The sequence below is a fragment of the Lentzea albidocapillata subsp. violacea genome (assembly GCF_900100275.1).
Classification (GTDB): Bacteria; Actinomycetota; Actinomycetes; order Mycobacteriales; family Pseudonocardiaceae; genus Lentzea; species Lentzea violacea.
The window spans coordinates 621,494-648,198 of the sequence record NZ_FNET01000002.1; the positions used below are offsets into that span (position 1 = coordinate 621,494).

The following is a 26,705-nucleotide window of genomic DNA, read 5'->3' on the forward strand; positions in this document are numbered from 1 at the left end:
TCCTCCGAACAGGAACTACTTCGCGAGACCGTCCTCGATCGCCTTGATGATCGCCGGCCGCAACTGCGCCGCCGAGATGATCGCGTCGACCGCCCCGACCTCGACCGCGCGCTGCACGCTGTGCACCCGGTCGAACTCGGCGGCCATCTCGTTCAGCTTCTCGGTCCGCACCGACTGCCGCGTGGACGTCAGCTCGGCGGTCAGGGCCGACCGCTCGGCACCGGCGGCCTCGGCCACCGCGGACTCCAGCTTCTTCACGCGCGGGTCGTTGGCCGTGCGGCCGTCGACCTCGCGGGCGAACACCACGGCCGCGGCGGGCGCGCCACCGATGACCGAGGCGAACGAGCCTTCGACCGCGAGCACCGTCATGGACGGGTTCAGGGCCTTGGAGAAGACCACGAACGCGCCGCCGTGGTACCGCGAGATCACGGTGAACACGATCGGGCCGCGGAAGTTGACGATCGCGCGGCCGATCTCGGCGCCGTACTCCAGCTGCAGTTCGCGCATCGACTCCGGTGAGCCGTCGAAGCCGGACAGGTTCGCCAGCACGACGAGCGGCCGGTTGCCCGAGGCCGCGTTGATCGCGCGGGCCGCCTTCTTCGACGACTTCGGGAACAGCGTGCCGGCGGTGTAGGTGTCCGGGCCGTCGGTGGGCGGGAAACCGGTGCGGGCGACACCGCGCGACTCGACGCCGAGCAGCGTCACCGGGATGCCGCCGAGGTGCACGTCCTGGACGACGGCGGTGTCGGCGTCGGCCATGCCGGCCCAGCGCTCCAGCACCTCGTGGTCCTGGTCGGACAGGGCGCGCATGACCGTGCGGATGTCGAACGGCTTCTTGCGGTCCGGGTTCGACTCGACCGAGAAGATCTCGCCGACCGTCGTGAACGGACTGTCGCCGACGACGTGCGGGTAGGACGAGACGTCGCGCCCGGCCGGGTCCGAAGTGGACACCCGGCGCGGACCGGTCTCGCCCGGCGCGACGTAGCTGTGCTCGTAGTGCCCGAGCAGCACGTCGAACGCCGACCGCAGGTTCGGGGCCCAGTACTGCGCCTGGCCGTTCGGGCCCATGACGCGGTCGTAGCCGCCGATGCCGTAGTTGTCCTCGGCCGAGACGCCACCGGAGAAGTCGAGCGCCTGCTTGCCGGTCAGCACCATCGCCGAGTCCGGGGTCATGACCAGGATGCCCTTGGTGTGCATGAGCATCGTGGCCTCGGCGTTCCAGTACGGCTGGGCGCCGACGTTGATGCCGTTGACGACGACGTTGATCTCGCCACCGGCCTGCGTGAACTCGACGATCCGCTTCAGCGCCGCGGCCACCCAGTCCATGTTCTCGACACCGGAGCTCATCGAGATCTTCGCGCCGGACGAGAGCGAGAACCACTCCAGCGGAACGGAGAGCTCCTCGGCGAGGTCGAGGGCGTGGATCACCCGCGAGCACTCGGGCTCGGCCAGTGCGCCCAGGGACTTCGTCGGGTCGCCGAGCAGCACCACGCGCTTCATGCCCTCGGGGTACGCGGGCGTCGGCGTGGTCACGACACCGACGACGATGCAGGCCTTGTTGCCGCCGCGCGGGCGGTCGACCGGCACCAGCGCACCGTCGACCAGGTCGTGCTCCACAAAGGACCCGCCGTCGCCGACGAGCATGTCGACCAGCTCGTACGGGTAGATCGTGCCACGCGACTGGGCGCGCAGGACGTTCTGGCGGTAGTCGTCCAACGGCTGGATCGGGTCGGCCGGCGGCTGCACGAACGAGAACCGCACACCGGATCCGGCGTCGTTCGCGATCCGCACGCCGATGTCGGAGACGTCACCGGACACGGGGTCCCTGCGGCGCGCCAGGAACAGGACCTCCTCGAGGTCCAGGCCCGCGGTCGTCGGCAGGACGCGCTGACCGACCGCGTCCAGGTCCTTCGACCCGAGCTCGGTGGGCGGCCACGCGTAGAGCACCACGCGGTTCGTGGCCAGGCGGGTGCGGCCACCGGCCTGCGCACGAGCCCTGCGGATGCCGTCCAGGCAGGTCGCCAGGACGTCCTCGGCGGCGGGCAGGGCCACGATCCGGCCCTCGTCGTCGCGCAACGGCGTCAGGTCGCGGACCTGGCCGAGCGCGACGAGGCGCTCGTCGGACTTGTTCGCCTTGGCGACCGCGCGGAACAGGTAGACGTCCTCGTCCACAGAGGACAGCCGGGTGAGGTCGAACTCCCGCAGCCGCTCCAGCTGCATGCGTTCGGCGATGCGCGGGTGCAGCCCGCGCACCAGCCTCTCCTCCGCGAACCCGTGGGACGACGGGCGGAACGTGAAGTGGTGGTGCATCGACTCGCCGCGGCGGCCCGCCACCGTGGTGGTGATGCGCGTGATCGTCGGCGGCAGCTGGTGCGCGGCCAGGGCGGCACCCAGGCCGGCGGCCATCTCGTCCTGGTCGGACGGTCCGCCGGGCCAGTTGACGTAGAGGTCCGCGACGACCGCGCTTCCGTTGCCGTGCTTGACGACGTCACCGATGGCGTCGGTCAGCGACGGGAACTCCACCGCGGTCGAGATGAGACGGGTCTGCTCCGGCTCGTTCTCCGCGATGAAGAACGCGCCGTGCACGCGCGGGTTCTCCAGCGCCTTCTTGGTGTAGTAGCGGCGGGCGAGCACCTCCAGCAGCGGGGTGTTGTCCGCGCCGGGCTTGCCGATGCGCTGGCCGAGCAGGCGCACCAGCGGTTCGGCCGACGCCACCATCGCGACGATCCGCTCCTCGCGGTCCGCCGCGTGCGGCTGCGCGTCGAGGTGGATCAGGTGCTTGCGGACCTCGCTGTGCACGCGGGCGCGGTTGCGGCGCACCAGCGGCTGGGCGAACCAGGTGAACACGACGCTGCGGGCGAGGTCGGCCACCGCCGGGTAGCGGACCTGCGTGGCGGCGACGATGTGCTCCAGCACCAGGCCGATCCGGACCTGCTCCGACTCGACCGGCGGCGCCTCCTGCACCCACTGGCGCAGCAGGGTCGTCGCGACGGCCGCGTCGAACACGCCGCGGCGCAGCGCCACGAAGATCCGGAAGACGGCCTGCTCCAGCTCCGGCGTGCGGTCGAGCTCGGTGATGCCGTAGTGGCCGATCACGTTCTGCAGGCGGGCGCGGAAGCCCTCCGGCAGTGCCGCGCGGTCGGCGTCGAGCGTCTTCAGGTACGTGTGGAAGTGCTCGCGCGGAGAGTGGATGTGGTTCTCCGGCTTGGACTCCTCACCGGCGGGACGGTTGCGCGAGAGGTCGCACAGGTCGGCGAAGATGCCGAGCAGCTCGGCCTCCAGGACCAGCGGCCGCTCCGGCAGGTCGTGCCGCGCGTCCATGTAGTTCTTCAGCACCCGCTCGGTGTCGGCGGCGGTGGTGTCGAAGCCCAGCAACAGGTTGCGCAGGTCGTCGATGCCGCTCGCGACGAGCTCCTCCGGCCGGACGTCCGTGCGCGGCGCGGGCAGTTCCAGCTCGACCGCCGACTCGGACCGCTGCTCCTCGACGGCGCCGGCCTCGTCCTCGATCTCCTCGAGCTTGAGCAACGCGCCACCGGCGGGCACCTGGGTGCCGACGACGACGTTCAGTTCCCTGAGGCGGGCGCGGAACGGCGCGCGCAGCACCGTCTCCATCTTCATCGCCTCGAGCACCAGGACCGGGGCCCCGGCCTCGACCTCGGCACCGACCGCGAGCGGCGTGGCGACGACGAGCGCGGGCATCGGCGAGCGCAGGACACCGCCCTCGTCCCGGGTGACGCGGTGGGTGACCCCGTCTACCTCCACCTGGTGGACCGGGCCGTGCGTGCCGGTGACGACGCGGAACCGCGCGCCGTTGACGGTGATCTGGCCGACGTGGTGGTCGAACCGCTCGACGTCGACGTCACCGGTCAGCACGGTCTCGGAGTCCGCGGGGGCCACACCGACGCGGTAGCTCGCGGCGCCGACGCGGGCGACGGTCACGACGTACGGCTGGCCGCGCAGCACGAACTCCAGCTTGACCGCGCCCTCGTGGTTCGTGCGCGGCTGGCCGCCACGGGCGGACGCCAGCAGCGCGGTGCGGTTGATCTGCTCCTCGTCCTCGTACACCTCGATACCGGCGGCCGCCAGGGCGATCGCGGAGTGGCGGTGCGAGATCAGGCCGCCCTCGGCGCGGACGCGGTCGATCCACGAGGTGTCGGCGGAGCCGTCGATCACGGCGGGCTCGTCGAGCAGGTCGAGCACGAAGCTCTTGTTGGTCGTGCCGCCCTCGATGATGACGGTCGTCTCGGCCATGGCGCGGCGCAGCTTGCCCAGCGCCTCGTCGCGGTCGCGGCCGTACGCGATGATCTTCGCGATCATCGAGTCGAAGTCGGCGGGGATCTGCGAGCCCTCGGCCACGCCGGTGTCGACGCGGATGCCGGGGCCGGCGGGCAGCTCCAGCCGGACGATCCTGCCGGGGCACGGCGCGAAGTCGCGGTCCGGGTCCTCGGCGTTGAGGCGGGCCTCGACGGCGTGGCCGAGCTCGACCGGCTTCTCGCCTTCGAGCCTGCCGCCGCCCGCGACGTGCAGCTGGGCCTTGACCAGGTCGAAGTTGCAGGTGATCTCGGTGATCGGGTGCTCGACCTGCAGGCGGGTGTTGACCTCGAGGAACGCGAAGAGCTTCTCGCCGGGGTGGTAGAGGAACTCGACGGTGCACGCGCCGCGGTAGCCCACCGCGTTCGCGAGCCGCTCGGCCGACGTCTTCAGCTCGTCGACCTGGTGCTGTTCCAGCACGCAGGAGGCCGACTCCTCGATGATCTTCTGGTTGCGCCGCTGCACCGAGCAGTCGCGGACGCCGAGCGCCCACGCCGTGCCCTGGCCGTCGGCGATGACCTGCACCTCGACGTGCCGGGCGCCGGTGACCAGGCGCTCCAGGAACATCACGCCGGAGCCGAACGCGCGCTCGGCCTCCATGCTGGTGCGGTCGAAGTTCTCTTCCATCTCGGCGGGCGAGGTGATCTTGCGGATGCCGCGGCCGCCACCACCGGCGGTCGCCTTGAGCATCAGCGGGTAGGTGACCTCGTCGGCCACCTTCAGGGCGTGCTCGAGGTTCTCGACGGCACCGCGCGACCACGGCGCGACCGGGACCCCGACCTCCTCGGCGATCAGCTTCGAGCCGATCTTGTCGCCGAGCTTGCGCATGGCCTCGGCGGACGGGCCGACGAACGTGACGCCGACCTTCTCGCACAGTTCGGCGAACTCCGGGATCTCGGCGACGAAGCCCCAGCCGACCCACGCGGCGTCGGCCTTCGTCTCGACGAGCGCCCTCTCCAGCACCTGCAGGTTCAGGTACGGACGGTCCGCCGCCAGACCGAGGTTGTAGGCGAGGTCGGCTTCCCGGACGAACGGCGCGGACTTGTCGACATCGGTGTACAGGGCGACGGTCTCGATCCGTTCCCCTGACTCGGCGGCGAGTTCACGGACGGCGTGGATCAGCCGCATTGCGGCTTCCCCGCGGTTGACGATCGCTACACGACTGAACAACGACTTCTCTCCTCGCGGACAGACAACCTCAGCGGCAGTCGCCGCCCAATCGATGTACACACTCTCGTCTACTACCCGGTAACAAAACCGCTGGAGCGGAACGAGTTGAGCAGCGTGCTTTGTATGAAACCAACAAGGCACCAGGTCCTCGGCATAGCTTCACTTGAGCCCGTGTCCCAACTCACGACCAGGGGTGTCGGCGCCGTCACAGAGGTGTTCTGACGGAAAGAACGCGGGTCCTCCCCCCTTGTCCGCGTCGAGGGAGGACCCGCCGGGTTCAGGACTGCGGAATCCGGATCACGGTCCCGGGCGTGATCACGTTGGGGTCCGTGATGACGTCCGGGTTGGCCCGCACCAGGCGCGGATAGAGGTTGCCGGCGCCGTAGAACTGCGTCGCGATCCCCCACAGCGTGTCACCGGGCTTGATCTCGTACTCCTGGTAGACCCGGTAGCCGGGCACGATCAGCGGCCCGTACACGACCGGCACGATGATCTTGTCGAGCTCGGCGCCGTCCTTGGGCGACACCCAGAACACCTCGACGAAGAGCCGGTCGAGCGCGAACGACGCACCCGACACGTCGGCCTGCACCTGGAACTGGCCGTGCCCGCCGATCCCGTCCCCGGCCATGAACGCGCCCACGACCTCGTCGTGACCCTCGTGGATGCGGTAGTTGAACTGCGCCTCGAACGCGCCGCCCGCGGTACCGGCGATGTGCACGAGGCTCCCGACCAGGCCCTGCGGCCGGGGCTGCTGGATGTCGATGGACATGTTTCCCCTTCCTCCACCAGTTAGGTCGCGGGGAGGAAGGGGTGCGTTGCCGGGGTTCACCCCGGTGGCGCAACGGCCGGTGGTGGAGGTCGGAGTCGAACCGACTCTGCGCGGGGCTCCCGTTTTACAGACGGGCGGGGCTCCACAGCCCCATCTCCACCATTGTTCGAGCACTTTTCGAGCACACGAAAAAGCCGCCCTCACCCGTTCTCACGGTGAGGGCGGCTCTCGACGTCAGCGAGGCCTTACGGCGTCACGACGGAGAGCCTGAGCTGGGCGGATAGCTGCGATAGCGGCGCATGCGGGCTACCTTGCCGGAGCGTCCGCGCGACGGTCAACCATTTATCTCGGCATTCGCAGGAAACGGGGTCACGCGGCGGAGCGATATCCAGGCGTGAAGGTCGTGGGGCGTGCTCGTGACCGGCATGGAGGTGCCGCGGGAGTTCATCCCGGCCGTCACCGGGTAGCCACCTCGCATGCGACCAGTACAGACGGCGGCCTCGGTGGTCGGCGCGGCGTTCCTGCTCGTCGGTGTGCTCGGCTTCATCCCGGGCGTCACCACGCACTACGACGAGCTGAGCTTCGCCGGCCACTCGGGCGCCCTGTTGTTCGGCCTCTTCGCCGTGTCCGTGCTGCACAACCTCGTGCACCTGCTGTTCGGGATCCTCGGCCTGCTGGCGGCGAAGCGCACCCAGTTCGCCCGCGCGTTCCTGGTGGTGGGCGGAGGCGTCTACGTGCTGCTGTGGGTGTACGGCTCGGCCATCGGCGAACACACCCGCGCGAACTTCCTGCCCGTCAACACGGCCGACAACTGGCTGCACCTCGGCCTCGGCGCGGGCATGATCGGGCTCGGCATCGCGACGACCGCGATCGAACGCGCGCGCAGCGACTCGCCCGTCAACTGAGACCCGTGACGACTTCGGACCGTCCACAACGGACGGTCCGAAGTGGCCGCGCGACTACTTCCTCTTGCCGGTGAACAGGTCCTTGACCTGGTTGCCGCGGCGGCGCAGGCCCCACTTCGTCACGCGGATCAGTGCCTCGCGGACGATGTTGCCGCTCATCTTCGACTCGCCGAACTCGCGCTCGAGGAACGTGATCGGCACCTCGCGCACCCGGAAGCCCAGCTCCAGCGTCCGCCACAGCAGGTCGATCTGGAAGCAGTACCCGGCCGACGCGACCGAGGCGAGGTTCAGCTTGCGCAGGGTGTCCGCGCGGAACGCGCGGTAGCCACCCGTCATGTCGCGGATGTTCGCGCCCAGCGCGAGCCGCGAGTACAGCGAGCCGCCCAGCGACAGGAACTTGCGCTGCGCGGGCCAGTTCACGACCTCGCCGCCCGGCACCCAGCGCGAGCCCAGCACCAGGTCTGCCTTCGGCAGCGCGTCGAGCAGCCGGTGCAGCTGCTCCGGGGCGTGTGAGCCGTCGGCGTCCATCTCGCAGATGACGCCGTACTCGCGGTCGAGCGCCCACTGGAAACCCGCGACGTACGCGGCGCCCAGCCCGGCCTTCTCGGTGCGGTGCATCACGTGGACGCGGTCGTCGGCGGCCGCCATCTCGTCGGCGAGCTGGCCGGTGCCATCGGGGCTGCCGTCGTCGACCACCAGCACGTGCACGTCGGGCAGTGCCGTGTGCAGCCTCTTGACGATCTTTCCGATGTTGTCCCGCTCGTTGTACGTCGGGATCACCACCAGCACCTGCCCGAGTTCCTGGTCAGGCTGCTGCGCCATTCGAGTCCTTCCGTCGTCGGGTGAAGCCCAGCGCCAACGCCGCGAGGCCCGCAGCGGTCATCACCCACTCGGGCCAGGCTCCTAGCCAAGTCGCCAGAGTAGTCTGCGAGCGCAGCGGCAGTGTCGCGACCAGGGCACCAGGCTCGAAAAGCCCAGTCTTCCGAGTGACGGAACCATCGGGTTCGACGATCGCGCTGACCCCCGACGTGGCCGCCACGACCACGGCCCGGCCGTGCTCCACCGCCCGCAGTCTGGACATGGAAAGCTGCTGGTAGGTCATCTCCGTGTACCCGAACGTGGCGTTGTTCGTCGGGATCGCGATGATCGTCGCGCCGGCCGTCACGGAGTCGCGGACCACTGAGTCGAACGCCACTTCGTAACATGTGTCAAGTGCGACCTTCGCGGGCCCCATGACAAAACCCTCCGGGTCCGTGCCGGGCTGGAACACGCCCGCCCGATCCACCTCGGAGGCGAACAGCCGGAAGAACGACCGCATCGGCATCGTCTCGCCGAACGGCTGCAGCTTGCGCTTGGTGTAGGTGTCCGTGGGCCCCTTGCCGGGCTCCCACAGCACCACGGTGTTGCGCGGCAGCCCGTCGTTCTTGTCGAGGATCACGGCACCCACCGCGATCGGCGCCCTGATCGCGTCGGCGGCCGCGTCGAGCACCGCGGCGGCGTCCGGGTTGCGGAACGGGTCGATGTCCGACGAGTTCTCCGGCCAGATCACGATGTCGGGCTGTTTCTCCCGGCCCGCGGCGACGTCGGCGGCCAGTTGCAGGGTGCGCTTGGCGTGGTTGTCGAGCACGGCCCGGCGCTGCGCGTTGAAGTCGAGCCCGGCGCGCGGCACGTTGCCCTGGATCGCGGCGACGGTGACGGTCCCCGCGGAGGCATCTACCCCCACGGGTACCACCAGCCCTACCCCCAGCGGCACGACGACCAGCGGGGCGGCGAGCCTCCAGTTCTTCGTGAGCCAGAACAGCCCGAAGCCGGTCAGCACCACCGCGAACGTCACCAGCGGCGCGCCACCCAGCGACGCGAGCGGCAGGAACCAGCCCTCCGGCTGCCCGAACGCGATCTTGCCCCAGGTGAAGCCGCCGAACGGCACCACGCCACGCAGCGCCTCGTCCGCCACCCACAGGCACGCGGCCCAGAGCGGCCACCCCGGCACGCGCGAGGCGAACGCCATCGCGGCGGTGCCGATCGAGATCATCAGGGCGCACGCCAGCGCCAGCGGCAGCCAGGCGACCAGCCCGACGAACTCACCGGTCCACCGCAGCAGCGGCACCATGAACCCGAGCCCGAACAGCAGCCCGTACCCGAAGCCGGCCCGCGCACGCCGTTCGTAGATGACATACGCGAGGAGCGCGAAGCCGACCGGCGCGAGGAACCACAGCGGACGCGGCGGAAAGCTCAGGTAGACCAGCGCGCCGCCGGCGACGGCGAGTGCCATGCGCGACAACACCGGACGGCTCACTCTTCGCCTGCGCGCGGGCAGTTCCGGCGATTCCGGCGCGATGGGGGGTGCGACCACCCGGTCAGCGTACGAGCCCTGGATGTACACAGGCCGTATGACCTACGTCGATCTCGGGTGGAGCGGCCGGCCACGGACGGTTCGGCGGTGGACAGCCGAAGGGCCGAACCCGCGTTGAGCGGAACGGCCGATGGCTTGTGCAACACCGGCGAAGGCAGGTAACGATCCTTCACGCGTGGCCCCTTGACCGAGGCGGAAAAGGTCGGCAAGCGCAAGCTTCGTTCCCTGTTTCGGTAGGGTTCGGGCTAAATCAGGAGGTGACGGATGCCCCGTCCAAGCGTGGAAGCCGAACGCAAGGCGCAGATCCTCGCGTCCACCTGCAAGGTGATCGCGGCTGAGGGCTTCCGCCACCTCCGGGTGTCCGACGTGGCCAAGGACGCCGGCGTGTCCGGCGGCACGGTCCACTACTACTTCGAGACCAAGCGCGAACTCACCGACGCGGCCTTCGAGCACTGCTTCGAGGTCTCGGTGGCCCGCCGCCGCTGGATCCTCGAGTCCGACGAGCCGCCGCTCTCGCGCCTGCGCATGGTGGTCGAGTCGTACCTCCCCGAGGGGGCCGAGACCGTCGAGGCGTGGAAGGTCTGGGCCGAACTCTGGGTCGAGGCCATCCGCAACCCCGAGTTGCAGGAGCTCAACGAGCGCTTCTACGGCGAGTGGCGCGACATCGTGGCGAGCATCTTCCGCGACGGCCAGGCGTCCGGCGACATCCACCTGTCCGGCGACCCGCTCGAACTGGCGAACATGATGGTCAGCATGCTCGACGGCCTCGCGCTCCAGGTGCTCGCGGGCTCGCGGGCCATGACGGTAGACGCCATGCGCACCACCTGCCTCAGGTTCGTCGACCAGCTCTCGACCGCCAACGTCGGATAACCCCACGCTGTTGCAGTGCGGACCCCTGGCATCGCGTGACGTGCCTCATCCGGGTCAAACCAGGGTTCGTCCCGATGCGAGAGACCGCCGATAGTGGGCATCCTGGGTCTATGACCACGACAGTTGCTTTGAGCAGGCCCAGGACCAACCGGATGATCGCGGGTGTCTGCGCGGGGCTCGCCCAGCGCTGGGGAATGAAGGCACGCACCGTGCGCCTTCTGTTCCTGCTGTCCTGCCTTCTGCCCGGACCGCAGTTCGTCGTCTACCTCGTGCTCTGGGTGATGCTGCCCGACCGCGGCTACTGACCGGCGGCGATCAGCTCGCGGTAGCCGGGGATCGGGGCACCGCCCGCCTTCTCGAACAGGAGCGCCTCACTGAGGCCGACACGCGTGCCGTCGCCCAGGCTCCTGTTCGAGGTCCACAGGTTCGCGCGCAGTCCCTCGTTCTCGACGGACAGGATGTCCTCGCCGGACCGCAGAGGCTCGCCGCTGGCCCGCCGCCACTCGGCGACCGCCGTCCAGAACTCGTCGACCGCGTTCCACACGACGAGGCAGCGCGGCCCGAGCACCGCCCGGATCTCGTCCGCCGCGCGAAGCTGCGCCAGGCCGTGCGAGGCGAGGTTCTGCAGGTCCTCGACCAGCGCCACCACGAGGTCGTGGTTGGCCTCCTCGGCGGCCAGCTTCTCCGCGACCTTCCCGACCATCGGCAGCACGTCGCCGGGCGCCGCCCGGTTCGCGGCCACGTACGCCGTCATCGTGGCGACGTTCAGCTCGCTCTGGTCCTCGACGTGCTTCCAGGTGAACCCGGCCGACTCGGCCAGGCGCTGCGGCGCGGTCCTGCGTCCCCACATGTGCTTCCCCCAGGTCAGGCTTGTCGGGGGATCATCTCAGAGGCCTCGGCCGGTGGGGCCGGCGGCTTCTCGAGCACCTTCGAGTAGAGCGAGATCGATGCCCTGTCGTCGAGGAACAGCGCCGAGTTCAGACCCTCGACGTAGGCCATCGGCTCGTACTTGGCGAACGACAGCATGGTGAAGTCGCCTGTCAACGCCCGGCCGGCTGGCACGATCCGAACGCTGATGTACGGCCGAATCATCAGGCGCAGAATCTCGTGGAGTTGCTCCGCCAACACATCGAGACCTCCCACCGACGAGTACAACACAGGCTCGTACACACGTAGAAGACGAATCGCTTGGTGTCGTCGATGAGCTCTCGGCGCTCGACGCGAGCGGCGACGAGCGCCTCCACATCCTTCGCCTCCACAAACGGCGAGTCTTCGGCCAGAACGCGGATGTACGACTCGACCTGAGTCAGACCTGGCAGGAACAACGAACTCCAGGCCACCACCGTCTCGGCCATCTTCTGCTGACGGTTGAGCGCCCGAAGGCGGGGCGGCACCGGCGAATCGTAAAGCTGCAGCCAGCCTCTCTCCCTGGATTCCAGGTAGAGCTCCTTCAAGTACTTGAAATCATCCGGCGCAGCCTGACACATGCCCAGCAGGTAGGTGAAATCGTCGAGAGACACCCCGGCCTTGCCGTTGACCAGATCCGACAGCTTGGCGTGCTCCCACTTGACCCGCCGCGCCAGCTCACTCTCCAGCATTCCGGTTCGCGCGATCGCTTCCCGCAGGCATTCACCGAACTCGCGCCCCAGCACAATGGACACTCTCTTTGGCATGCCAGAGAAATTAGCCCCGCCGCTCCCCGCGCCTCCATCATTTCGGGCCCAAATTGACCTGAAAGAAGCAGATGTAGAAGGGTTCTACGACTTTATCGGCTCTCTTCCACGGGTATGCCGGCCAACTCCTCCGACAGGCTCGTGAACGCCTCCGGCTGCACCCGGAACCACCCGTCGAACGGTTGCGTCATCCCCACGCACAGCACACAGACGAACGCCAGCACGGCCGAGGTCAGGCTCATCTGCAGGATGTGCCGCTTGCGCGCCGTGAACCCGATCAGCATCGGGAACACGATCATCGCGACGGCACCCGCGATCGTGCCGATCAGCATGATCCGGCCGGTGTTGTCCAGGCCACCGGCCGAATCCAGCCGGTCGCGCCGCAGGTCGGTGATCTCCCGCATCCGTTCCAGCGACCGTTCGCGCGCGCTCTTCACCTGGTCCGGTGACGTGGGCAGCGACAGGATCTCGGTGTGCAGCGAGTTCAGCGTCTCGGTGGTCTTGTCGTCGGGCTCCCCCGTCGCCAGCTTGGGCCATTCCTGGTCCACCACCAGTTTCGGGTACTCGGTGAGCAGTGAGCGGATGTGTTCGCGCTGCGGCTGCGGCACGACGGCGGTCTGCCAGTAGACGTCGGCGACCGCGGCGGCCTCGCGGGCGGCGTTGTCCTCGGCGGCGCCGCCCTCCTCCCAGACGATCACCATGTAGAAGGCCAGCGCGACGATGAACAGGCCGCTGATCACCGCGCCGAGGAAGCCGCGCGAGTCCGCGTCCCGGTCGTCGGCCTGGTCGTGGGCACGGGAACGCCCGAACAGCAGGAGGGCGATCGCCGTGACGACCACCGACGCGACAATGATGACGAGCCCGGTCCACATGGCCTCCATCTCCCCACAGCGGGCACCGTTTGGCCACCGACACCACGCTTCCCGGCAGTCTTCCCCGCCCGACAAGAGCAACGGGCGTTGATCAAGTACACAGCAAGTCCACTTCGAACGGCCGGCTCGGAAGCCTTTGACACGAACAGGAGAACCGGCGGCGTCAGTCCTCGACGGAGAGTGAGGACGTGGTGATCAACGGGCGGTGACAACGCCGGTCCAACCGTGCCAACCTGTGCGGCGACCCGACCGGAAGGCCTGGCATGCGTGTACCGATCCTCATCGCCGTCGTGCTGCTGGTTCCGTTGCTCACCCCGGGTCCGCCGGTCGCCGCGGCCGAGGTGTGGCGCACCCAGTTCGACGAGGCGGTGTACGGAGACGTCACGGTCGTCGGCAACTCCGTTCTGACCTGCCCGACGCCCGAGCAGGCGGGACCGGACCCCAAGTACTCCCCGAAGTCCTGTGTGGATGCCTTGAACCGCAAGGGACACGGGCCGTCCGCGCTGAACAACAGCCATCGCATGTCGTGGACCGACGTCGACGACGACCCGGCGACGTTCAACTCGTCCCACGCCCAGATCGGCATCCCGGCCGGCGCGACCGTCGCCTACGCCAAGCTCGGCTGGGCGGGCAGCGCGACCTGCCGTGACGGTGTAACCCCACCTGGCACCCCACGAGACCCCGTCACCTTCAACGGCACCCGCGTCAGCCCCGGCCGGTTCGTCATCGACGGGCCGGACGACCTCTCGCACACCGACAACGTCTTCTACAGCGCCGAGGCCGACGTCACGCGGGCGTTGACGAGCGGCACCGTGACGGTCGGCAACGTCTGGGCGCCGCAGGGGTTCGACTGCTTCGGCGGCTGGTCGCTGACGGTCGTGTGGAAGTTCGCGAACGCCACCGCGGCAGCACCCGCGAAGCGGCACATCGCGGTGCACGGCGGACATGTCCGGCTCCCCACGAGGAAGCCGGTGCTGCACACCCCGATCGCGCCGACGCACCCCACCGGTGGGGTCATCCGTGTGGGTATGACCGCGTACGAGGGCGACTGGGCCACGGACGGCGACCAGATGCTGATCAACGGCACCGCGGTCGGCGGGCGCAACGCGTTCGTGTCGTCCGCACAGGGTGCCGCGTACCCCAACAACATGAGCGTCGACGCGCGCACGATCACCGTCGACGCCAACGTCCTCAAGCCCGGCACGAAGAGCGCCGAACTGGCGTTCAGGAGAGCGGAGGACGCGTTCCTCGTCCAGAGCATCGCGTGGTCGTTCCCACTCCCCGAACTCACCCTCGCCGTCGACCCCGTGAAGCCCGTCGCGCACCCCAAGGACACCGTCGCGCAGACCGCGACGGTCACCAACGCCGGTGACGCGCCCGCCGCCGACGTGACCGTGTGCGGCCAGCAGGTCGGCACGATCGCCCCGCACGCCACGGCGACGCGCACGTGCTCGTCCACGGCGGCCGACGACGACTACCCCACGACGGTCGCGGTGAGCGGCACCAGCCTCGCGGGCGATCCACTCGCGGCGCAGCAGTCGTCGACCGTGGACGTGCTGCACCCGGCATTGCGCGCGACCGCCACGACCGAGCCACTGACGGCGCTGCCGGGCCAGGCCGTGAAGTTCACGACGACGGTCACGAACACCGGCGACACCCCGCTCTACGGCCTCACAGCCCGTGCGGCTGCCGGGTGTGACCCCATGCAGGGTCAGCTCGACCCCGGAGCCACGGCGGCGGTCGCCTGCACGGCCCCGGCGGGCGACGAGAGCGGCGCGCTGACCGCGACCGTCTCGGCCGCCGACAGGATCGGCGGCAAGGTCGAGGCGTCGGCGTCCGTACGGGTCGAGGTGATCTACCCGCGCCTGACCATCAGCGCGGTCTGGTCGAAGGACCGCGCGCGGGACGGCGAGGTCGTCACCGTCACGGTCACGGTCGGCAACCCGTCCGGCCTGCCGATCGCGAACGTCCGGGTGGACGGCGAGCCCGCCGCCTGCCGCCGGACGTTCCCGGTGCTGGCACCCCGTTCCCGCGTCACCTACACCTGCCAGGTCACCGCCCCGATGAACTCCCGGCTGACGGTGTCCGGTGCGGGTGCCGGCGCGGCGATCAGCGAGACCGCGGTCGTCCGGATCGAGTCGGTGAACGCCCCGCCCGATCCCGCTCCGCCCGTGCCGACACCTGACGAACCACCGCCCCCGCGGCCGGTCGCGCACGTCCAGCAGGTGTCGAAACCCGCGGTCGGTGGTGTGGCGGCGGTGATCGGGATGATCGGCATGGTGGTCGTCGCGAGCGCGTTGGGCGGGCTGGGGCGTCGCTGAGGTCCGGCGAAATCGTTTTCGTGGTGTGGACACGGGCGTGTTGCTCCAGGGCCGGATGCGGTAGAAGGGTCCTGTGGAGATCACCGCCTTCCTCGACCGCAAGCTCGCCCGCAGGTTCCGGACGTACGACATCGACGGCGACGGGTTCATCGAGCGGGAGGACTTCACACAGGCGGGCGAACGCACCACCAAGGCGTTCGGGCTGGCGGCGGACGATCCGAAGGCCGTGCGGTTCCACGACATGCTGATCGGGCTGTGGGAGCACCTGTCGTCGGCCGCCGATCTGGACCGCGACGGGCGCATCAGCGTCGAGGAGTACAAGAACGCGTTCGCGAACGGGCTGCTGGAGACGCCGGAGTCGTTCGACGAGGGTTATGTGCCGTTCCTGGACGCGCTGATGTCGGTCGCGGACGAGGACGACGACGGCAAGCTCACGCTCGAAGAGCACGTGAAGTGGACCGGCGCGCTGATGAACCTCTCGGAGCGCGACGCGCGCGGAATCCACGACCTGTTGTCCGACGAGGACGGGCTGCTGCCCACCCAGGCCATGCTGGCGGCCATCCGGGAGTTCTACTTCTCCGAGGATCCCGCCGAGGCAGGCAACTGGCTGCTGGGGTCGTTGGACTGACGTGCTGCTGAAGACGCTGCAGGAGTACGCGGCACGGGCCCAGCCCGCCGCGCACGTCGAGGAGGCGGGCGGCTGGTGGCTGCGGCACTCCCCCGGCGACGCCTGGTGGGTGAGCGCCGTGCTGCCGCACGACCGCGAGGACCGGGTGGCGCTGGCCGAGGAGTTCTGCGCCGAACGCGGGGCCGGGGCGCGGTTCCAGATCACGCCGGGCGTGTGCGCGGACGATCTCGACCGGACGTTGCACAACCGGGGTTATGTGCGGGGTCATGACATGTCCCTGCAGATCGCATCGACCTCCGAGGTGCTGCGCCAGTCCCACGCGGACGCGGGCGAGGTGACGGCACGGCCGACCGACGAGTGGCTCGCGGCGTGGCAGGCGGCGACCACACGGGACGTCAGTGCCGAACGCGACCTGCTCAGCCGCGTCGAGCACCCGTCCGCGTACGCGTACGCCGAGGTGGACGGCCAGGTGGTGGCCGTGGGGCGTGCGGTGACCGAGGAGGGGTGGGCCGGGGTGTTCGGCATGGCGACACTCCCGCACGCACGCGGTCAGGGCGCAGCACGGTCCGTGCTCGCCGCACTGGCGTCGTGGGCGGCCGCGCGCGAGGCGAACCACATGTACCTGCAGATGGAGAAGGCGAACACCACGGCGTTCCGGCTGTACGAACGGACGGGGTTCCGCGAGGTGTGCACCTACCACTACCGGATTCGTGCGTAACCAATCAGGAATCAAGAAGGCAGAGCCGGGTGGCGCGAGTTAGTTTTGCGCCATGACCAGGACAGCACCGGCGGCGCATGATGCCGACACCCACGACCTGATCCGCGTGCAGGGCGCGCGGGTCAACAACCTGCGCGACGTCGACGTGGAGATCCCGAAGCGCCGGCTGACGGTCTTCACCGGTGTCTCCGGGTCCGGCAAGAGCTCGCTGGTGTTCGGCACCATCGCCGCGGAGTCGCAGCGGCTGATCAACGAGACCTACAGCGCGTTCATCCAGGGGTTCATGCCGACGCTGCCGCGCCCCGAGGTGTACCTCCTGGAGGGCATCACCACGGCGATCCTGGTCGACCAGCAGCGAATGGGCGCCGACCCGCGCTCGACCGTCGGCACCGCGACCGACGTGCACGCGATGCTGCGCATCCTGTTCAGCCGCCTCGGCACGCCGCACATCGGTGGCCCGCAGGCGTTCTCGTTCAACGTCGCCTCGATCTCCGGCGCGGGCGCCGTGACGATCGAGAAGGGCGGCCAGAAGATCAAGGAGCGCCGCGAGTTCTCCATCACCGGCGGCATGTGCCCGCGCTGCGAGGGACGCGGCCAGACCTCCGACATCGACCTGACCGAGGTCTACGACGACTCGAAGTCGATCATCGAGGGCGCGATCAAGGTGCCCGGCTACAACATCGACAACCAGTGGACCGTGCAGACGTTCACGCAGTCCGGTTTCATCGACCCGGCCAAGCCGATCCGTAAGTACACCAAGAAGGAACTGCACGACTTCCTGTACCGGGACCCGATCAAGATCAAGGTCAACGGCATCAACGTGACCTACGAGGGTCTGATCCCGAAGCTGCAGAAGTCCATGCTGTCCAAGGACCGCGAGGCGCTGCAGCCGCACATCCGCGCGTTCGTGGACCGCGCGGCGACGTTCGGCACCTGCCCCGACTGCTCCGGTACCCGCCTGACGGAGGCGGCGCGGTCGTCCAGGATCAAGGGCGTCTCGATCGCGGACCTGTGCGACATGCAGATCACGGACCTGGCGGACTGGATCCGCGGTGTGCAGGACAAGTCGGTCGCGCCGCTGGTGGACAAGCTCGCGCACGCCCTGGACTCGTTCGTGGAGATCGGTCTCGGGTACCTGTCCCTGAACCGGCCGGCGGGCACGCTGTCCGGCGGTGAGGCGCAGCGCGTCAAGATGATCCGGCACCTCGGGTCCGCGCTGACCGACGTGACGTACGTGTTCGACGAGCCGACGATCGGGCTGCACCCGCACGACATCGAGCGGATGAACAACCTGCTGCTCCGCCTGCGGGACAAGGGCAACACCGTCCTCGTCGTCGAGCACAAGCCCGAGACGATCGCGATCGCGGACCACATCGTCGACCTCGGTCCCGGCGCCGGCCGGGGCGGCGGCACGATCTGCTTCGAGGGAACGCTGGAGGGGTTGCGCAAGAGCGACACCGTGACCGGCCGCCACCTCGACGACCGCGCGGCGCTGAAGCCGTCGGTGCGGGAGAGGACCGGGGTCCTGGAGATCCGCGGGGCGTCCACGAACAACCTGCGCGACGTCGACGTCGACGTCCCCCTCGGGGTGCTGACCGTGGTCACGGGTGTGGCGGGCTCGGGCAAGTCGTCGCTGATCCACCGGTCGCTGCCGCGCGACTCCGGCGCGATCGTGGTCGACCAGACGCCCATCAAGGGTTCGCGCCGGTCCAACCCCGCGACCTACACCGGTCTGCTGGAGCCGATCCGCAAGGCGTTCGCCAAGGCCAACGGCGTGAAGCCCGCGCTGTTCAGCGCGAACTCCGAGGGCGCGTGCCCGAACTGCAACGGCGCCGGCGTGGTGTTCACCGACCTCGGCATCATGGCGACGATCGAGTCCCCCTGCGACGTGTGCGAGGGCAAGCGGTTCGACCAGGCCGTGCTGGAGTTCAAGTTCGGCGGCCGCGACATCTCCGAGGTGCTCGCGATGCCCGTCTCCGAGGCCGTGGAGTTCTTCGGCTCCGGTGAGGCTCGCACGCCCGCCGCGCACGCGATCCTGGAGCGGCTCAACGACGTCGGCCTCGGCTACCTGTCGCTCGGCCAGCCGCTGACGACCCTCTCCGGCGGCGAACGGCAGCGTCTGAAGCTCGCCACGCACATGGCGGACAAGGGCGGCGTCTACGTCCTCGACGAGCCGACGACCGGCCTGCACCTCGCGGACGTCGAGCAACTCCTGGCGCTCCTGGACCGCCTGGTCGAGTCGGGCAAGTCGGTGATCGTGATCGAGCACCACCAGGCCGTGATGGCGCACGCCGACTGGATCATCGACCTGGGCCCCGGCGCCGGTCACGACGGCGGCAAGGTGGTGTTCGAGGGCACCCCGGCCGACCTGGTCGCCGGCCGCTCGACGCTGACCGGCGAGCACCTCGCGGACTACGTGGGAGCCCCGGCACGCAAGAAGAGGCGCTGACGGGGTACACAAGGGGGCATGAAGATCACGCCGTTCCTCGACCGCAGGCTCAGTCGCAGGTTCGAGACCTACGACAGCGACGGGGACGGGTACGTCGAGCGCTCGGACTTCGACCTGGCGAGCGCCCGGCTGACCTCGGCGTTCGGCCTGACGGACGACGACGTGCGGGCGAAGCGGTTCCACGAGCAGTTGCTGGGCGTGTGGGGCCACCTCGCCGCCATGACGGACACGAACGACGACGACCGGATCAGCCTGGCCGAGTACCGGACGGCGTTCGTGCGCGGGCTGCTGGGACGCCCCGAGGCGTTCGACGACGTCTACGTGCCGTACCTCGACGCGCTGCTGGCCGTCGCCGACCACGACGGTGACGGCCGGCTCGGCGTGGACGAGCACGTGCGGTGGTCCAAGGCGTTGATGCACGTGTCCGAGGCCGACGCACGGGCCGTGCACGCGCGGCTCGACCACGACGGTGACGGGTTGATCGGGACCGAGGACCTGCTCGCCGCGTGGCGGGCGTTCTACTTCTCGGAGGACGAGGACGGGCCGGGAGCCTGGCTGCTCGGCCCGCTCTAGCCACTAGCTCTGGCTCTGCTCGGCTGCCTTCTTGATCGAGGCTGCCTCGGTCTCGACGTACCGCTTGGCCCGCGCCTTCGTCATCAGCCAGCCGACACCCGCGAGCGGGCCGGACACGGTCAGCGCGAGGGTGAGCCGGGTGCCGCCGGAATGCGGCTCGACGACGTGCGAGGCGACACCGAGGACGCCCGGCGACTTCGACTCCCACGTGTACGAGGTGCCGTCGGTCAGTTCGGTCACGGTCCACACGGCCTCGGGCAGCTTCGGCTGGCGGAGGCGGGCGCTGGAGCCGACGGCGAACGGTCCTTCGTCGAGGCGTTCCACGGAGTCGACCGTCGGGATACGGTCCGGCCAGCGCTCGATGTCGACGAGGATCGCCCAGACGCGGTCCGGCGGGGCCGCGATCGTGATGGTGTGCTCCAGGCCTGGCATGCGCCGAGTCTACGGCTCAGGGGAACCGCAGTTCGATCTCCGTCACGGCGGCGGCCGCGAGGTGCCGCGCCGCTGCTCGCGGTGACGGTTCGCTGATGACCGCGGTGACGAGCCGGCGCATGTTCGTGCCGATCTTCTCGAACGCCGACTCGGCCGTGGCGTCGATGTCGCCGAACAGGGTCCACCACCACCAGGAGTTCGTGGCGGAGTTCGCGACGACGTCCGGGATGACCAACGCGTCGATCATCGCCTCCGCCTCGGGTGTCACGGGCATGTTCGCCGCTTCGACGATGAGCTTGGCCCTGACCTGTCCCGCGTTGCCGCTGTCGATCGCGTAGCTGGTCGCGGCGGGGACGAGGACGTCCGCCTGGACGTCGAGCCAGCTGTCGCCGGGGAGTTCCCGGTCCTCTGGGCGGAGTTTCGTTCTGTCGATGGCCCCGTGCGCGTCGCGGGACAGCAGCAGGGTTTCCACGTCGAGCCCGGCCGGGTTGGCCACGACGCCGTGGACGTCCGCGAGCCCCACGACCCTGACTTTCGCCTTGGCGAGGTAGCGGGCGGTGGCGCCACCCATCGAGCCGAAACCCTGCACGAACGCGGTGGGGTTATGCAGGTGGAGATGGTCGATGCCGGTCAGCGCGGCCTCGGCCACGCCGTAGCCACCGGCCAGTTCGTCCAGGCTGACACCGTCAACGGTGACCTGGAAGGCGTCCGCGAGGCGTTGCCTGGCCTTCTTCTCGTCGTCGAGCAGCGGGTAGACCGCCTGGATGGACGACTGGAGGCCGATCTTCGCGATGGCCTCGTCGATGGTGGACTGCCGTAACCCCAGGTCCTCCCCCATCGTCCAGAAGCGTTCGATGTAGGGCGACATGGCGTGCAGGTAGGCCGTGAGGACGTCCTTCGCCCGCGGGTCGTAGGGGTCGAAGTCGATACCGCCCTTGGCGCCGCCGAGCGGGACATAGCGCGCCGCCGGGTCGTAGTTGAGGGCTTCCTTGGCGGTCATGCCCTCGGCCAGGGCGCGAACCTCGTCGAGCGTGCAGCCCGCGCGCATGCGCAGACCCCCACTGCTGACCCCGCGCACCAGCCGGTCGATGACCAGGTAGCCGCGCGCTTGGGTGGCCGGGTCGGTCCACGTGACCTGGAGAAGACTCATCGCCGCCAGTCAACCACCTGGAGCGTCACCGCGACATCTGCAGGAGGAACTCCGCGTTGCTCTGCGTCTTGCGCAGTCCGTCGACGATCACGTCGATGTCCCGGTCCGCCAGCGCGCGTCGCAGCGCGTTCGTGATGACGAGTTCCTGGGGCGACACCAGCAGTTCCGACTTGCGCGTGCTCGACTGCTGGAGGTCGATCGCGGGGTAGATCCGCCGCTGCGCCGCCTTGCGGTCGAGCTTCAGCTCGGCGTTGCCGGTGCTCTTGAGCTCCTCGAAGATCGCCGTGTCGGCGAGCGACCCGGTCTCGACGAGCGCGGTGGCGAAGATCGTGAGGCTGCCGCCGTCCTCGATGTTGCGTGCCGCGCCGAGGAACTGCTTCGGCGGCGTCAGCGCCCTGGCGTCGATGCCACCACTGAGGATGCGCCCGCCGTTGGGCTGCGCGAGGTTGTAGGCACGCCCGAGCCGCGTCAGCGAGTCGAGCAGGATCACCACGTCCTGCCCGTCCTCGACGAGCCGCTTGGCCCGCTCGACGGCGAGCTCGGCGACCCGGATGTGCTCATTGGGGTGCTCGTCGAAGGTCGACGTGAACATCTCGCCCGGAATGGTGGTGCGCATGTCGGTCACCTCCTCCGGCCGTTCGCCGACGAGCGCGACGATAAGGTGGGCCTCGGGGTGGTTCTTGGCGATCGCGGCCGCGATCTGTTGCAGCACAATGGTCTTGCCTGCCTTGGGCGGCGCGACGATCAGCGCCCGCTGCCCCTTGCCGACCGGCATGACCAGGTCGATCGCCCGGCTGGTGAGCTCGTTCGGATCGTGCTCCAGCCGCAGCCGCTCGTTGGGATAGAGCGGCGTCAGGTCCTCGAACCGTGGCCGCTTGTGCGGCGCACGTCCGTTGACCGTGTCGACGCCGACGAGCTTGTCGTTCTCCGCTTCGCCGCTGATCTGGTCGCCGCGCCGCAGGTCGTACTGCCTCACGAGACTCTGCGGGACCTGCGGCCCGTCCACGAGAAACGCCTTGTTGTTACGTACGTCGAGTACACCGATGTGCATCGGGTCTGTCCTTTCAGGAGGGTTGTTCGAGACGCGCTTCGTCGACTCCGCGCACGGGGTGCGACGGGAGGAGAGCGCTGCAGATGCCGTTGACCGACTGCATCTGATGTGGGTCCGCCGGCGTGAGAAGCCGGGGGTGGTGGCTGCGGCGTTGTGATCGTCCAGCAGCTGGTCGGAACTTACGTGCGCTTACCTGCGCACCGCCGGGTTATGAACGAACTGTAGCAGAGAACGCCGGCAGCGCGCTTGTTATTCCGCGCACCTCTTCCACGAGAGCCGGAACGTCGTGCTCACACTCGAGTCGGTCGAGTCCATGGTCATGAAGCCGCCACTCCCCTTGCCGGTGAGCTTCAGCTCGGTCTCCACGGTCAACGGCTTGCGATCCTTGCACGGCCCGTGCGCCACCCCGCTGGGCGTGTCGGTCACCTGCCAGTTGTCACTCATCGGCGCCTGATACGTACGGCTGCTGTGCCGCGTGGGAAATCCAGGGAACCAGTAGTCGTTGCGCACCACACCGCGAGCCTTGCCGGTCAGATGCGCGAACCCCCGGTAGTCCGTGGCCGCGATGCCGTACGTGTACCCGGCCGCGTGGTTGATCCTCAGCGCGATCGTGCAGCTCCGCTTGGCCTCGCTCCCGTTGCCCTGCACCAGGAAGTCGCTGTAGGTGACCGTGAACGCCTCGTTGTCCGGCGACATGGCGACGTTCGTCGTGCCGGCCGGGCACCCGGAGCCGCCGACGCCGGCCACGTCGATCGTCACCGGGCCGGGCGGCGGCACGAGGAAAGCCAGCAGCGCCACCACAACCAGCATCGAGGCCTCCTCACGTCACTGCAGGAGAACCTATCGGGGCCCGCAATCCCGCAATCGGACCAGCCTTGTGCTCAAGCCACGCGTCGCCCGCCCGTGTCGTTCACCGTCTCCTCCGAAGGGATGATCAGCGCGTCCACGGCCAGCACGCCGTCCGGGCCCACGCGCACGGGATTCAGCTCGATCTCGGCGAGGTCCGGGCTGGCCGCGAGCGTCTCGGAGATCCGGGCGATCACCTCGGCCAACGCGGCCACGTCGGCTGGCGGGGCGCCCCGCCAGCCGGACAGGAGCGGGGCACAGGTGAGGCGCGCCAGCATGTCCCGTGCTGTCGCGGGGGTCACGGGGGCGAGCTCGATCGCGGTGTCCCTGAACAACTCCGCGTGGACGCCGCCCGCGCCGACGAGAACGACCGGGCCGAACGAGTGGTCGCGCTTCGCGCCGATGATCAGTTCGACGGTGTGTTCGCGCGTGTCCATCTCCTCGAGGACGTACGTGCCGGGGCCGAGCCTCGCCCGCATCTCCTCGAACGCCGCCGCGGGGTCGGTGAGGCCGATCCGCACTCCGCCGTGCTCGCTCTTGTGGGGCAGCCAGTCCGCCTTGAGCGCGAACGGGCCCTTCAGGGCGGTCGCGGTGACCTCGGCGGCGGTCGTGACGGCGTGGGCCCTGGGGAACTCGACGAAGCTCAGCAGTTCGCGGGCCGCGAGGTAGCCGGGGCGGAAGGGGGTGGCGGAAGTAGTGCGTGGCACGACCTCCAGCGAGTTCCTGCCCAGCCGGCTGGCGTGACCCAGCGCGGCGACGGCACGTTCGATCGTGTGCTGCACGGGGATGCCGCCCGTTCGCAACGCACGCACCGCGGCGGAGTCCTCGCGCATGCTGTGCACGACGACGGTGACGCCCGTTTCCCTTACCAGCGAACAGATCCGGGCAGCCACCGCCACCTCCGCCTCCTCCAGCGAAGGCGCGTCGGGCCCGTAGCTGCCGAAGTAGCCCGACAGCACGACCGTGTCGACCTCACCTCCGCGCGCCAGCACCTCGACCGCCCTGGCGTAGTTCGCCAGGTCCTGCTCCCCCGTCCCGGCGAGGTCGATCGGGTTCCGCGTCGACGCACCCACCGGCAGACCGTCCACAACGGACAGAGCGGGCACCGTCAGGCCCGCCGCCACCGCGAGGTCCGCCGCGATCGCGCCCTGGCCGCCCGAGTCGGAGATGACCCCCACCCTGCCCCCACGTGGCACCCCGGACGTCAGTACCGCCGCCAGGTCCACCAGAGCCGCGGGTGTCGTCACGCGGACCGCGCCCGCCCGGCGGCAGGCCGCGTCCACCACGTCCGAAGACGAGGTCAGGGCACCGGTGTGGGTGCGGGCGGCTTCCCGCGCCGCGACCGACGTTCCGACGGTCAGCAGCACCACGGGCTTGCCGGCCGCGCGCAGTTCCGACATGGCCGCCACGATCCCGGCGCCGAAGCTCTCCAGGTAGACCCCCACGACGGTGGTCAGGTCGTGCGACACCAGGTCCAGCAACGCTTCCGTCGCCGTCACGTCCGCCTGGTTGCCCACCGAGACGAACCGCGAGACCCCGGTGCCCGACGACGCCGCGAGCCCGGCGATCTCCAGCCCGACCTGCCCGCTCTGCGACACCACGCCCAGCGAGCCGGCCTGGAACCGGCCCCAGGCGAGGTGCAGCGACGTCGCCGCGTCGAACACGCCCAGGCAGTTCGGCCCGAGCAACCGAGCGCCCGCGTCACGGATCCGGCGGATGACGCGATCGTCGATTCCCGAGGTGATGCCGACGAATCCGCGCACGCCGACCGCCAGCGCCTCGTCCACCACGGCCGGTACGTGCGCCGCGGGCACGGCGAGCACGACCAACTCGGGGGCCTCGGCGAGCTCGGAGAGCGAACGCACGGTGGGCTGCCCCAGAACGGCGCCACCACCCCGGTTCACCAGGTGCACGGCGCGGCGATCATGACCGACGAGCGCGCCGCGCGCGAGCCAGTGGCCCCACTTGGCGGGGTCGTCGCTGGCGCCGACGACGGCGACGGACGCGGGATCGGAGAAGATCATCTCGCACCGAGGCCGCGGGAGATGATCAGGCGCTGGATGTCCGAGGTGCCTTCCTCGATCTCCTCGAGCTTCGCGTCACGCATCCAGCGCTCGACGGGGTACTCGCGGGAGTATCCGTAGCCCCCCAACGTCTGCACGGCCGCGTGCGTGCACCACATGGCGTTCTCCGAGCCGACGAGCTTGGCCATCGCCGACTCCTGCGCCACCGCGTGCCCCGCGTCGTACAACGTCGCGGCGCGCACGGTCAGCAGGTGCGAGGTGTCGACGCGCGTGGCCATGTCCGCGAGCCGGAACGCCACCGCCTGGTGCTCGATGATCGGCACCCCGAACTGCACGCGCCCGGCAGCGTAGGAGGTGGCGAAGTCCAGCGCGGCACGGGCGAGCCCCGTCGTGGCCGCGCCGATGAGGATGCGCGACGCGTCGAACGTCCGCATCAGCCCGGCGAACCCCTGCCCCTCCTCGCCGAGCCGGTCCTCCACAGGCACGCGCACGTCGTCGAGGAACACCTCGGCGTTGACGATCGCGCGCTGCCCCATCTTCCGGAACGGCGGCCCGACCGTCAGCCCCGCCGCGGAGCGCGGCACGACGAATGCCGTGACACCACGGGACCTCAGCGACGGATCCACCGTCGCGAAGATCACGAACATCTCGGCGTACGGAGCGTTGGAGATCCAGGTCTTCTGTCCATTGAGGACGTACTCGTCGCCCTCGCGCCGCGCCGACGTCTGGATGCCGGCCGCGTCCGACCCACTGCCGGGCTCGGTCACGGCGACGGCGGTGAGCGGCGGGCACGCGGCCCCCAGCGGACTGAGGAACCGGTCCTGCTGCTCGGGCGTGCCGAGGTGCTCGACCGGTGCGCCGAAGAAGCCGTTGGACGTGACCAGGTTGCCGATGCCGATGTCGCCGTGGCACAGCTCCTGCTGGACGAGCACCTGGGTGAGCAGGTCGGTGACACCACCGCCGCCGAACTTCTCGGGGAGCATGAACGACGTCAGCCCGAGCGCGGACGCCTTCTCCCACACGTCGAGTGGCGACTCGGTGTCCGCCTCGTCGACGGCACGTCCCCGCGGCCGGATCTCCCTGGCGGCGAACTCCCTGGCCACCTCGACGAACTGCTCCTGTTCAGCCGTGAGCCGCAGCCCGTCGCGGACGGTCCGCCCCATCGCGCACTCCTAGATTGACTGACGAATCAGTTATTCACGACCCACGGGGCAGCCTAGCTCCGCCACGGCGGGTCAGCGGGGTCGCGAACGGGTGACTACCAGGGCAAATGCACAACGGTGAGTCGGTCCGACCGCCCTGCCGCGAGCCCCGAAGGAGTAGTGATCACCTGCATGGAGCAGCCCGAGGTCCGGGGAGCCCGAGCGGCAGCAGGACCTGGCACGGCACGAGAGCGCGATGGCACGAGAGCGCGATGGCACGAGAGCGCGATGGCCGGCCTGCGCGATGGCCGGCCTGCGCGATGGCCGGCCTGCGCGGAGGCGCCGGCTCCGGCCACCTCCGCGCGGCGAGAACTCGAAGCCAGCCTTCATGATCACACAGCCGGGGCGTGACCATGCCGGCGACCATTGTGGAACGTTGCTGTTCCAA

General features: G+C 69.6%; 21 protein-coding genes, 1 tRNA gene and 1 pseudogene. 8 read left to right on the forward strand and 15 right to left on the reverse strand.

What is annotated here, in order from left to right:
- Window positions 1-15: 15 nt before the first annotated feature.
- The 3 genes from BLR21_RS07625 to BLR21_RS42345 all read right to left on the reverse strand — a co-directional run bounded on the left by BLR21_RS07625 (window position 16) and on the right by BLR21_RS42345 (window position 6,411).
- Complete coding sequence (locus BLR21_RS07625) at window positions 16-5,481, reverse strand: ATP-binding protein (protein WP_090004952.1); 5,466 nt, start codon at window positions 5,479-5,481, stop codon at window positions 16-18.
- Window positions 5,482-5,758: 277 nt separating this feature from the next.
- Window positions 5,759-6,250 (reverse strand): Gmad2 immunoglobulin-like domain-containing protein, encoded by a 492-nt coding sequence (locus tag BLR21_RS07630; RefSeq protein WP_090004953.1) that lies wholly within the window; start codon window positions 6,248-6,250, stop codon window positions 5,759-5,761.
- Between the two features lie 80 nt (window positions 6,251-6,330).
- A tRNA-Tyr gene (locus tag BLR21_RS42345) sits at window positions 6,331-6,411 on the reverse strand.
- A 315-nt stretch (window positions 6,412-6,726) separates the two neighbouring features.
- Between BLR21_RS42345 and BLR21_RS07635 the strand changes: the two genes are divergently transcribed.
- Complete coding sequence (locus BLR21_RS07635) at window positions 6,727-7,155, forward strand: DUF4383 domain-containing protein (RefSeq protein WP_090004954.1); 429 nt, start codon at window positions 6,727-6,729, stop codon at window positions 7,153-7,155.
- A gap of 54 nt (window positions 7,156-7,209) precedes the next feature.
- Here BLR21_RS07635 and BLR21_RS07640 read toward each other — a convergent pair whose 3' ends face one another.
- Window positions 7,210-7,977: a polyprenol monophosphomannose synthase gene (locus BLR21_RS07640; protein ID WP_030476103.1), complete on the reverse strand. Its 768-nt coding sequence runs from the start codon at window positions 7,975-7,977 to the stop codon at window positions 7,210-7,212.
- Window positions 7,961-9,508 (reverse strand): apolipoprotein N-acyltransferase, encoded by a 1,548-nt coding sequence (gene lnt / locus BLR21_RS07645; RefSeq protein WP_256334539.1) that lies wholly within the window; start codon window positions 9,506-9,508, stop codon window positions 7,961-7,963. The genes BLR21_RS07640 and lnt overlap by 17 nt, the downstream gene beginning before the upstream one ends.
- Window positions 9,509-9,772: 264 nt before the next feature.
- Between lnt and BLR21_RS07650 the strand changes: the two genes are divergently transcribed.
- Entirely contained in the window at window positions 9,773-10,378 is a 606-nt protein-coding gene (locus BLR21_RS07650) for a TetR/AcrR family transcriptional regulator (protein ID WP_030476105.1), read from the forward strand.
- Between the two features lie 110 nt (window positions 10,379-10,488).
- Complete coding sequence (locus BLR21_RS07655) at window positions 10,489-10,683, forward strand: PspC domain-containing protein (protein ID WP_090004956.1); 195 nt, start codon at window positions 10,489-10,491, stop codon at window positions 10,681-10,683.
- Here the strand turns inward: BLR21_RS07655 and BLR21_RS07660 are convergent.
- The 4 genes from BLR21_RS07660 to BLR21_RS07675 all read right to left on the reverse strand — a co-directional run bounded on the left by BLR21_RS07660 (window position 10,677) and on the right by BLR21_RS07675 (window position 12,932).
- Complete coding sequence (locus BLR21_RS07660; RefSeq protein ID WP_090004957.1) at window positions 10,677-11,228, reverse strand: hypothetical protein; 552 nt, start codon at window positions 11,226-11,228, stop codon at window positions 10,677-10,679. The genes BLR21_RS07655 and BLR21_RS07660 overlap by 7 nt on opposite strands.
- Window positions 11,229-11,242: 14 nt before the next feature.
- Window positions 11,243-11,548, reverse strand: a complete 306-nt coding sequence (locus tag BLR21_RS43610; protein ID WP_256334541.1) for a Scr1 family TA system antitoxin-like transcriptional regulator — start codon at window positions 11,546-11,548, stop codon at window positions 11,243-11,245.
- Window positions 11,470-12,051 (reverse strand): Scr1 family TA system antitoxin-like transcriptional regulator, encoded by a 582-nt coding sequence (locus tag BLR21_RS07670; RefSeq protein WP_143027643.1) that lies wholly within the window; start codon window positions 12,049-12,051, stop codon window positions 11,470-11,472. Before BLR21_RS07670 ends, BLR21_RS43610 begins: the two co-directional genes overlap by 79 nt.
- A gap of 92 nt (window positions 12,052-12,143) precedes the next feature.
- On the reverse strand, window positions 12,144-12,932 hold the full coding sequence (locus tag BLR21_RS07675; RefSeq protein ID WP_090004960.1) for a bestrophin-like domain: 789 nt from the start codon (window positions 12,930-12,932) through the stop codon (window positions 12,144-12,146).
- A gap of 254 nt (window positions 12,933-13,186) precedes the next feature.
- Here BLR21_RS07675 and BLR21_RS07680 point away from each other — a divergent pair, with 254 nt between their 5' ends.
- From BLR21_RS07680 to BLR21_RS07700, 5 genes are all read left to right on the forward strand, one after another.
- Window positions 13,187-15,244, forward strand: a complete 2,058-nt coding sequence (locus BLR21_RS07680) for a hypothetical protein (protein ID WP_090004961.1) — start codon at window positions 13,187-13,189, stop codon at window positions 15,242-15,244.
- A gap of 73 nt (window positions 15,245-15,317) precedes the next feature.
- Window positions 15,318-15,872: an EF-hand domain-containing protein gene (locus BLR21_RS07685; RefSeq protein WP_090004962.1), complete on the forward strand. Its 555-nt coding sequence runs from the start codon at window positions 15,318-15,320 to the stop codon at window positions 15,870-15,872.
- A 1-nt stretch (window position 15,873) separates the two neighbouring features.
- Window positions 15,874-16,590, forward strand: coding sequence for a GNAT family N-acetyltransferase (locus BLR21_RS07690; RefSeq protein ID WP_090004963.1), 717 nt, complete (start codon window positions 15,874-15,876; stop codon window positions 16,588-16,590).
- A 52-nt stretch (window positions 16,591-16,642) separates the two neighbouring features.
- On the forward strand, window positions 16,643-19,039 hold the full coding sequence (locus BLR21_RS07695; RefSeq protein WP_090004964.1) for an ATP-binding cassette domain-containing protein: 2,397 nt from the start codon (window positions 16,643-16,645) through the stop codon (window positions 19,037-19,039).
- Between the two features lie 18 nt (window positions 19,040-19,057).
- Entirely contained in the window at window positions 19,058-19,612 is a 555-nt protein-coding gene (locus BLR21_RS07700) for an EF-hand domain-containing protein (protein WP_090004965.1), read from the forward strand.
- 3 nt (window positions 19,613-19,615) lie between these two features.
- Here BLR21_RS07700 and BLR21_RS07705 read toward each other — a convergent pair whose 3' ends face one another.
- The 6 genes and pseudogenes from BLR21_RS07705 to BLR21_RS07730 form a co-directional block, all read right to left on the reverse strand.
- A complete protein-coding gene (locus tag BLR21_RS07705) occupies window positions 19,616-20,044 on the reverse strand; it encodes an SRPBCC family protein (RefSeq protein ID WP_090004966.1) in 429 nt (142 codons plus the stop codon).
- Window positions 20,045-20,060: 16 nt separating this feature from the next.
- Window positions 20,061-21,194 (reverse strand): Glu/Leu/Phe/Val dehydrogenase dimerization domain-containing protein, encoded by a 1,134-nt coding sequence (locus BLR21_RS07710; protein WP_090004967.1) that lies wholly within the window; start codon window positions 21,192-21,194, stop codon window positions 20,061-20,063.
- A 25-nt stretch (window positions 21,195-21,219) separates the two neighbouring features.
- Window positions 21,220-22,236: pseudogene (gene rho / locus BLR21_RS07715) on the reverse strand (transcription termination factor Rho); the annotation flags it as partial.
- A 258-nt stretch (window positions 22,237-22,494) separates the two neighbouring features.
- Complete coding sequence (locus tag BLR21_RS07720; RefSeq protein WP_090004970.1) at window positions 22,495-23,055, reverse strand: DUF4360 domain-containing protein; 561 nt, start codon at window positions 23,053-23,055, stop codon at window positions 22,495-22,497.
- Window positions 23,056-23,126: 71 nt separating this feature from the next.
- Window positions 23,127-25,115 (reverse strand): acetate--CoA ligase family protein, encoded by a 1,989-nt coding sequence (locus tag BLR21_RS44375; protein WP_090004973.1) that lies wholly within the window; start codon window positions 25,113-25,115, stop codon window positions 23,127-23,129.
- A complete protein-coding gene (locus BLR21_RS07730) occupies window positions 25,112-26,278 on the reverse strand; it encodes an acyl-CoA dehydrogenase family protein (protein ID WP_090004974.1) in 1,167 nt (388 codons plus the stop codon). Before BLR21_RS07730 ends, BLR21_RS44375 begins: the two co-directional genes overlap by 4 nt.
- Between the last annotated feature and the right edge of the window lie 427 nt (window positions 26,279-26,705).

Excerpts from the sequence above, each read along its gene's own strand:
- BLR21_RS07630 (WP_090004953.1), bottom strand. The coding sequence starts at position 6,250 with ATGTCCATCGACATCCAGCAGCCCCGGCCGCAGGGCCTGGTCGGGAGC.
- BLR21_RS07640 (WP_030476103.1), bottom strand. The coding sequence starts at position 7,977 with ATGGCGCAGCAGCCTGACCAGGAACTCGGGCAGGTGCTGGTGGTGATC.
- BLR21_RS07655 (WP_090004956.1), top strand. The coding sequence starts at position 10,489 with ATGACCACGACAGTTGCTTTGAGCAGGCCCAGGACCAACCGGATGATC.
- BLR21_RS07705 (WP_090004966.1), bottom strand. The coding sequence starts at position 20,044 with ATGCCAGGCCTGGAGCACACCATCACGATCGCGGCCCCGCCGGACCGC.
- BLR21_RS07650 (WP_030476105.1), top strand. The coding sequence starts at position 9,773 with ATGCCCCGTCCAAGCGTGGAAGCCGAACGCAAGGCGCAGATCCTCGCG.
- BLR21_RS07700 (WP_090004965.1), top strand. The coding sequence starts at position 19,058 with ATGAAGATCACGCCGTTCCTCGACCGCAGGCTCAGTCGCAGGTTCGAG.
- BLR21_RS07710 (WP_090004967.1), bottom strand. The coding sequence starts at position 21,194 with ATGAGTCTTCTCCAGGTCACGTGGACCGACCCGGCCACCCAAGCGCGC.
- BLR21_RS07680 (WP_090004961.1), top strand. The coding sequence starts at position 13,187 with ATGCGTGTACCGATCCTCATCGCCGTCGTGCTGCTGGTTCCGTTGCTC.
- BLR21_RS07695 (WP_090004964.1), top strand. The coding sequence starts at position 16,643 with ATGACCAGGACAGCACCGGCGGCGCATGATGCCGACACCCACGACCTG.
- BLR21_RS07670 (WP_143027643.1), bottom strand. The coding sequence starts at position 12,051 with ATGCCAAAGAGAGTGTCCATTGTGCTGGGGCGCGAGTTCGGTGAATGC.
- BLR21_RS07635 (WP_090004954.1), top strand. The coding sequence starts at position 6,727 with ATGCGACCAGTACAGACGGCGGCCTCGGTGGTCGGCGCGGCGTTCCTG.
- BLR21_RS07730 (WP_090004974.1), bottom strand. The coding sequence starts at position 26,278 with ATGGGGCGGACCGTCCGCGACGGGCTGCGGCTCACGGCTGAACAGGAG.
- BLR21_RS07675 (WP_090004960.1), bottom strand. The coding sequence starts at position 12,932 with ATGGAGGCCATGTGGACCGGGCTCGTCATCATTGTCGCGTCGGTGGTC.
- BLR21_RS07660 (WP_090004957.1), bottom strand. The coding sequence starts at position 11,228 with ATGTGGGGACGCAGGACCGCGCCGCAGCGCCTGGCCGAGTCGGCCGGG.
- BLR21_RS44375 (WP_090004973.1), bottom strand. The coding sequence starts at position 25,115 with ATGATCTTCTCCGATCCCGCGTCCGTCGCCGTCGTCGGCGCCAGCGAC.
- BLR21_RS07720 (WP_090004970.1), bottom strand. The coding sequence starts at position 23,055 with ATGCTGGTTGTGGTGGCGCTGCTGGCTTTCCTCGTGCCGCCGCCCGGC.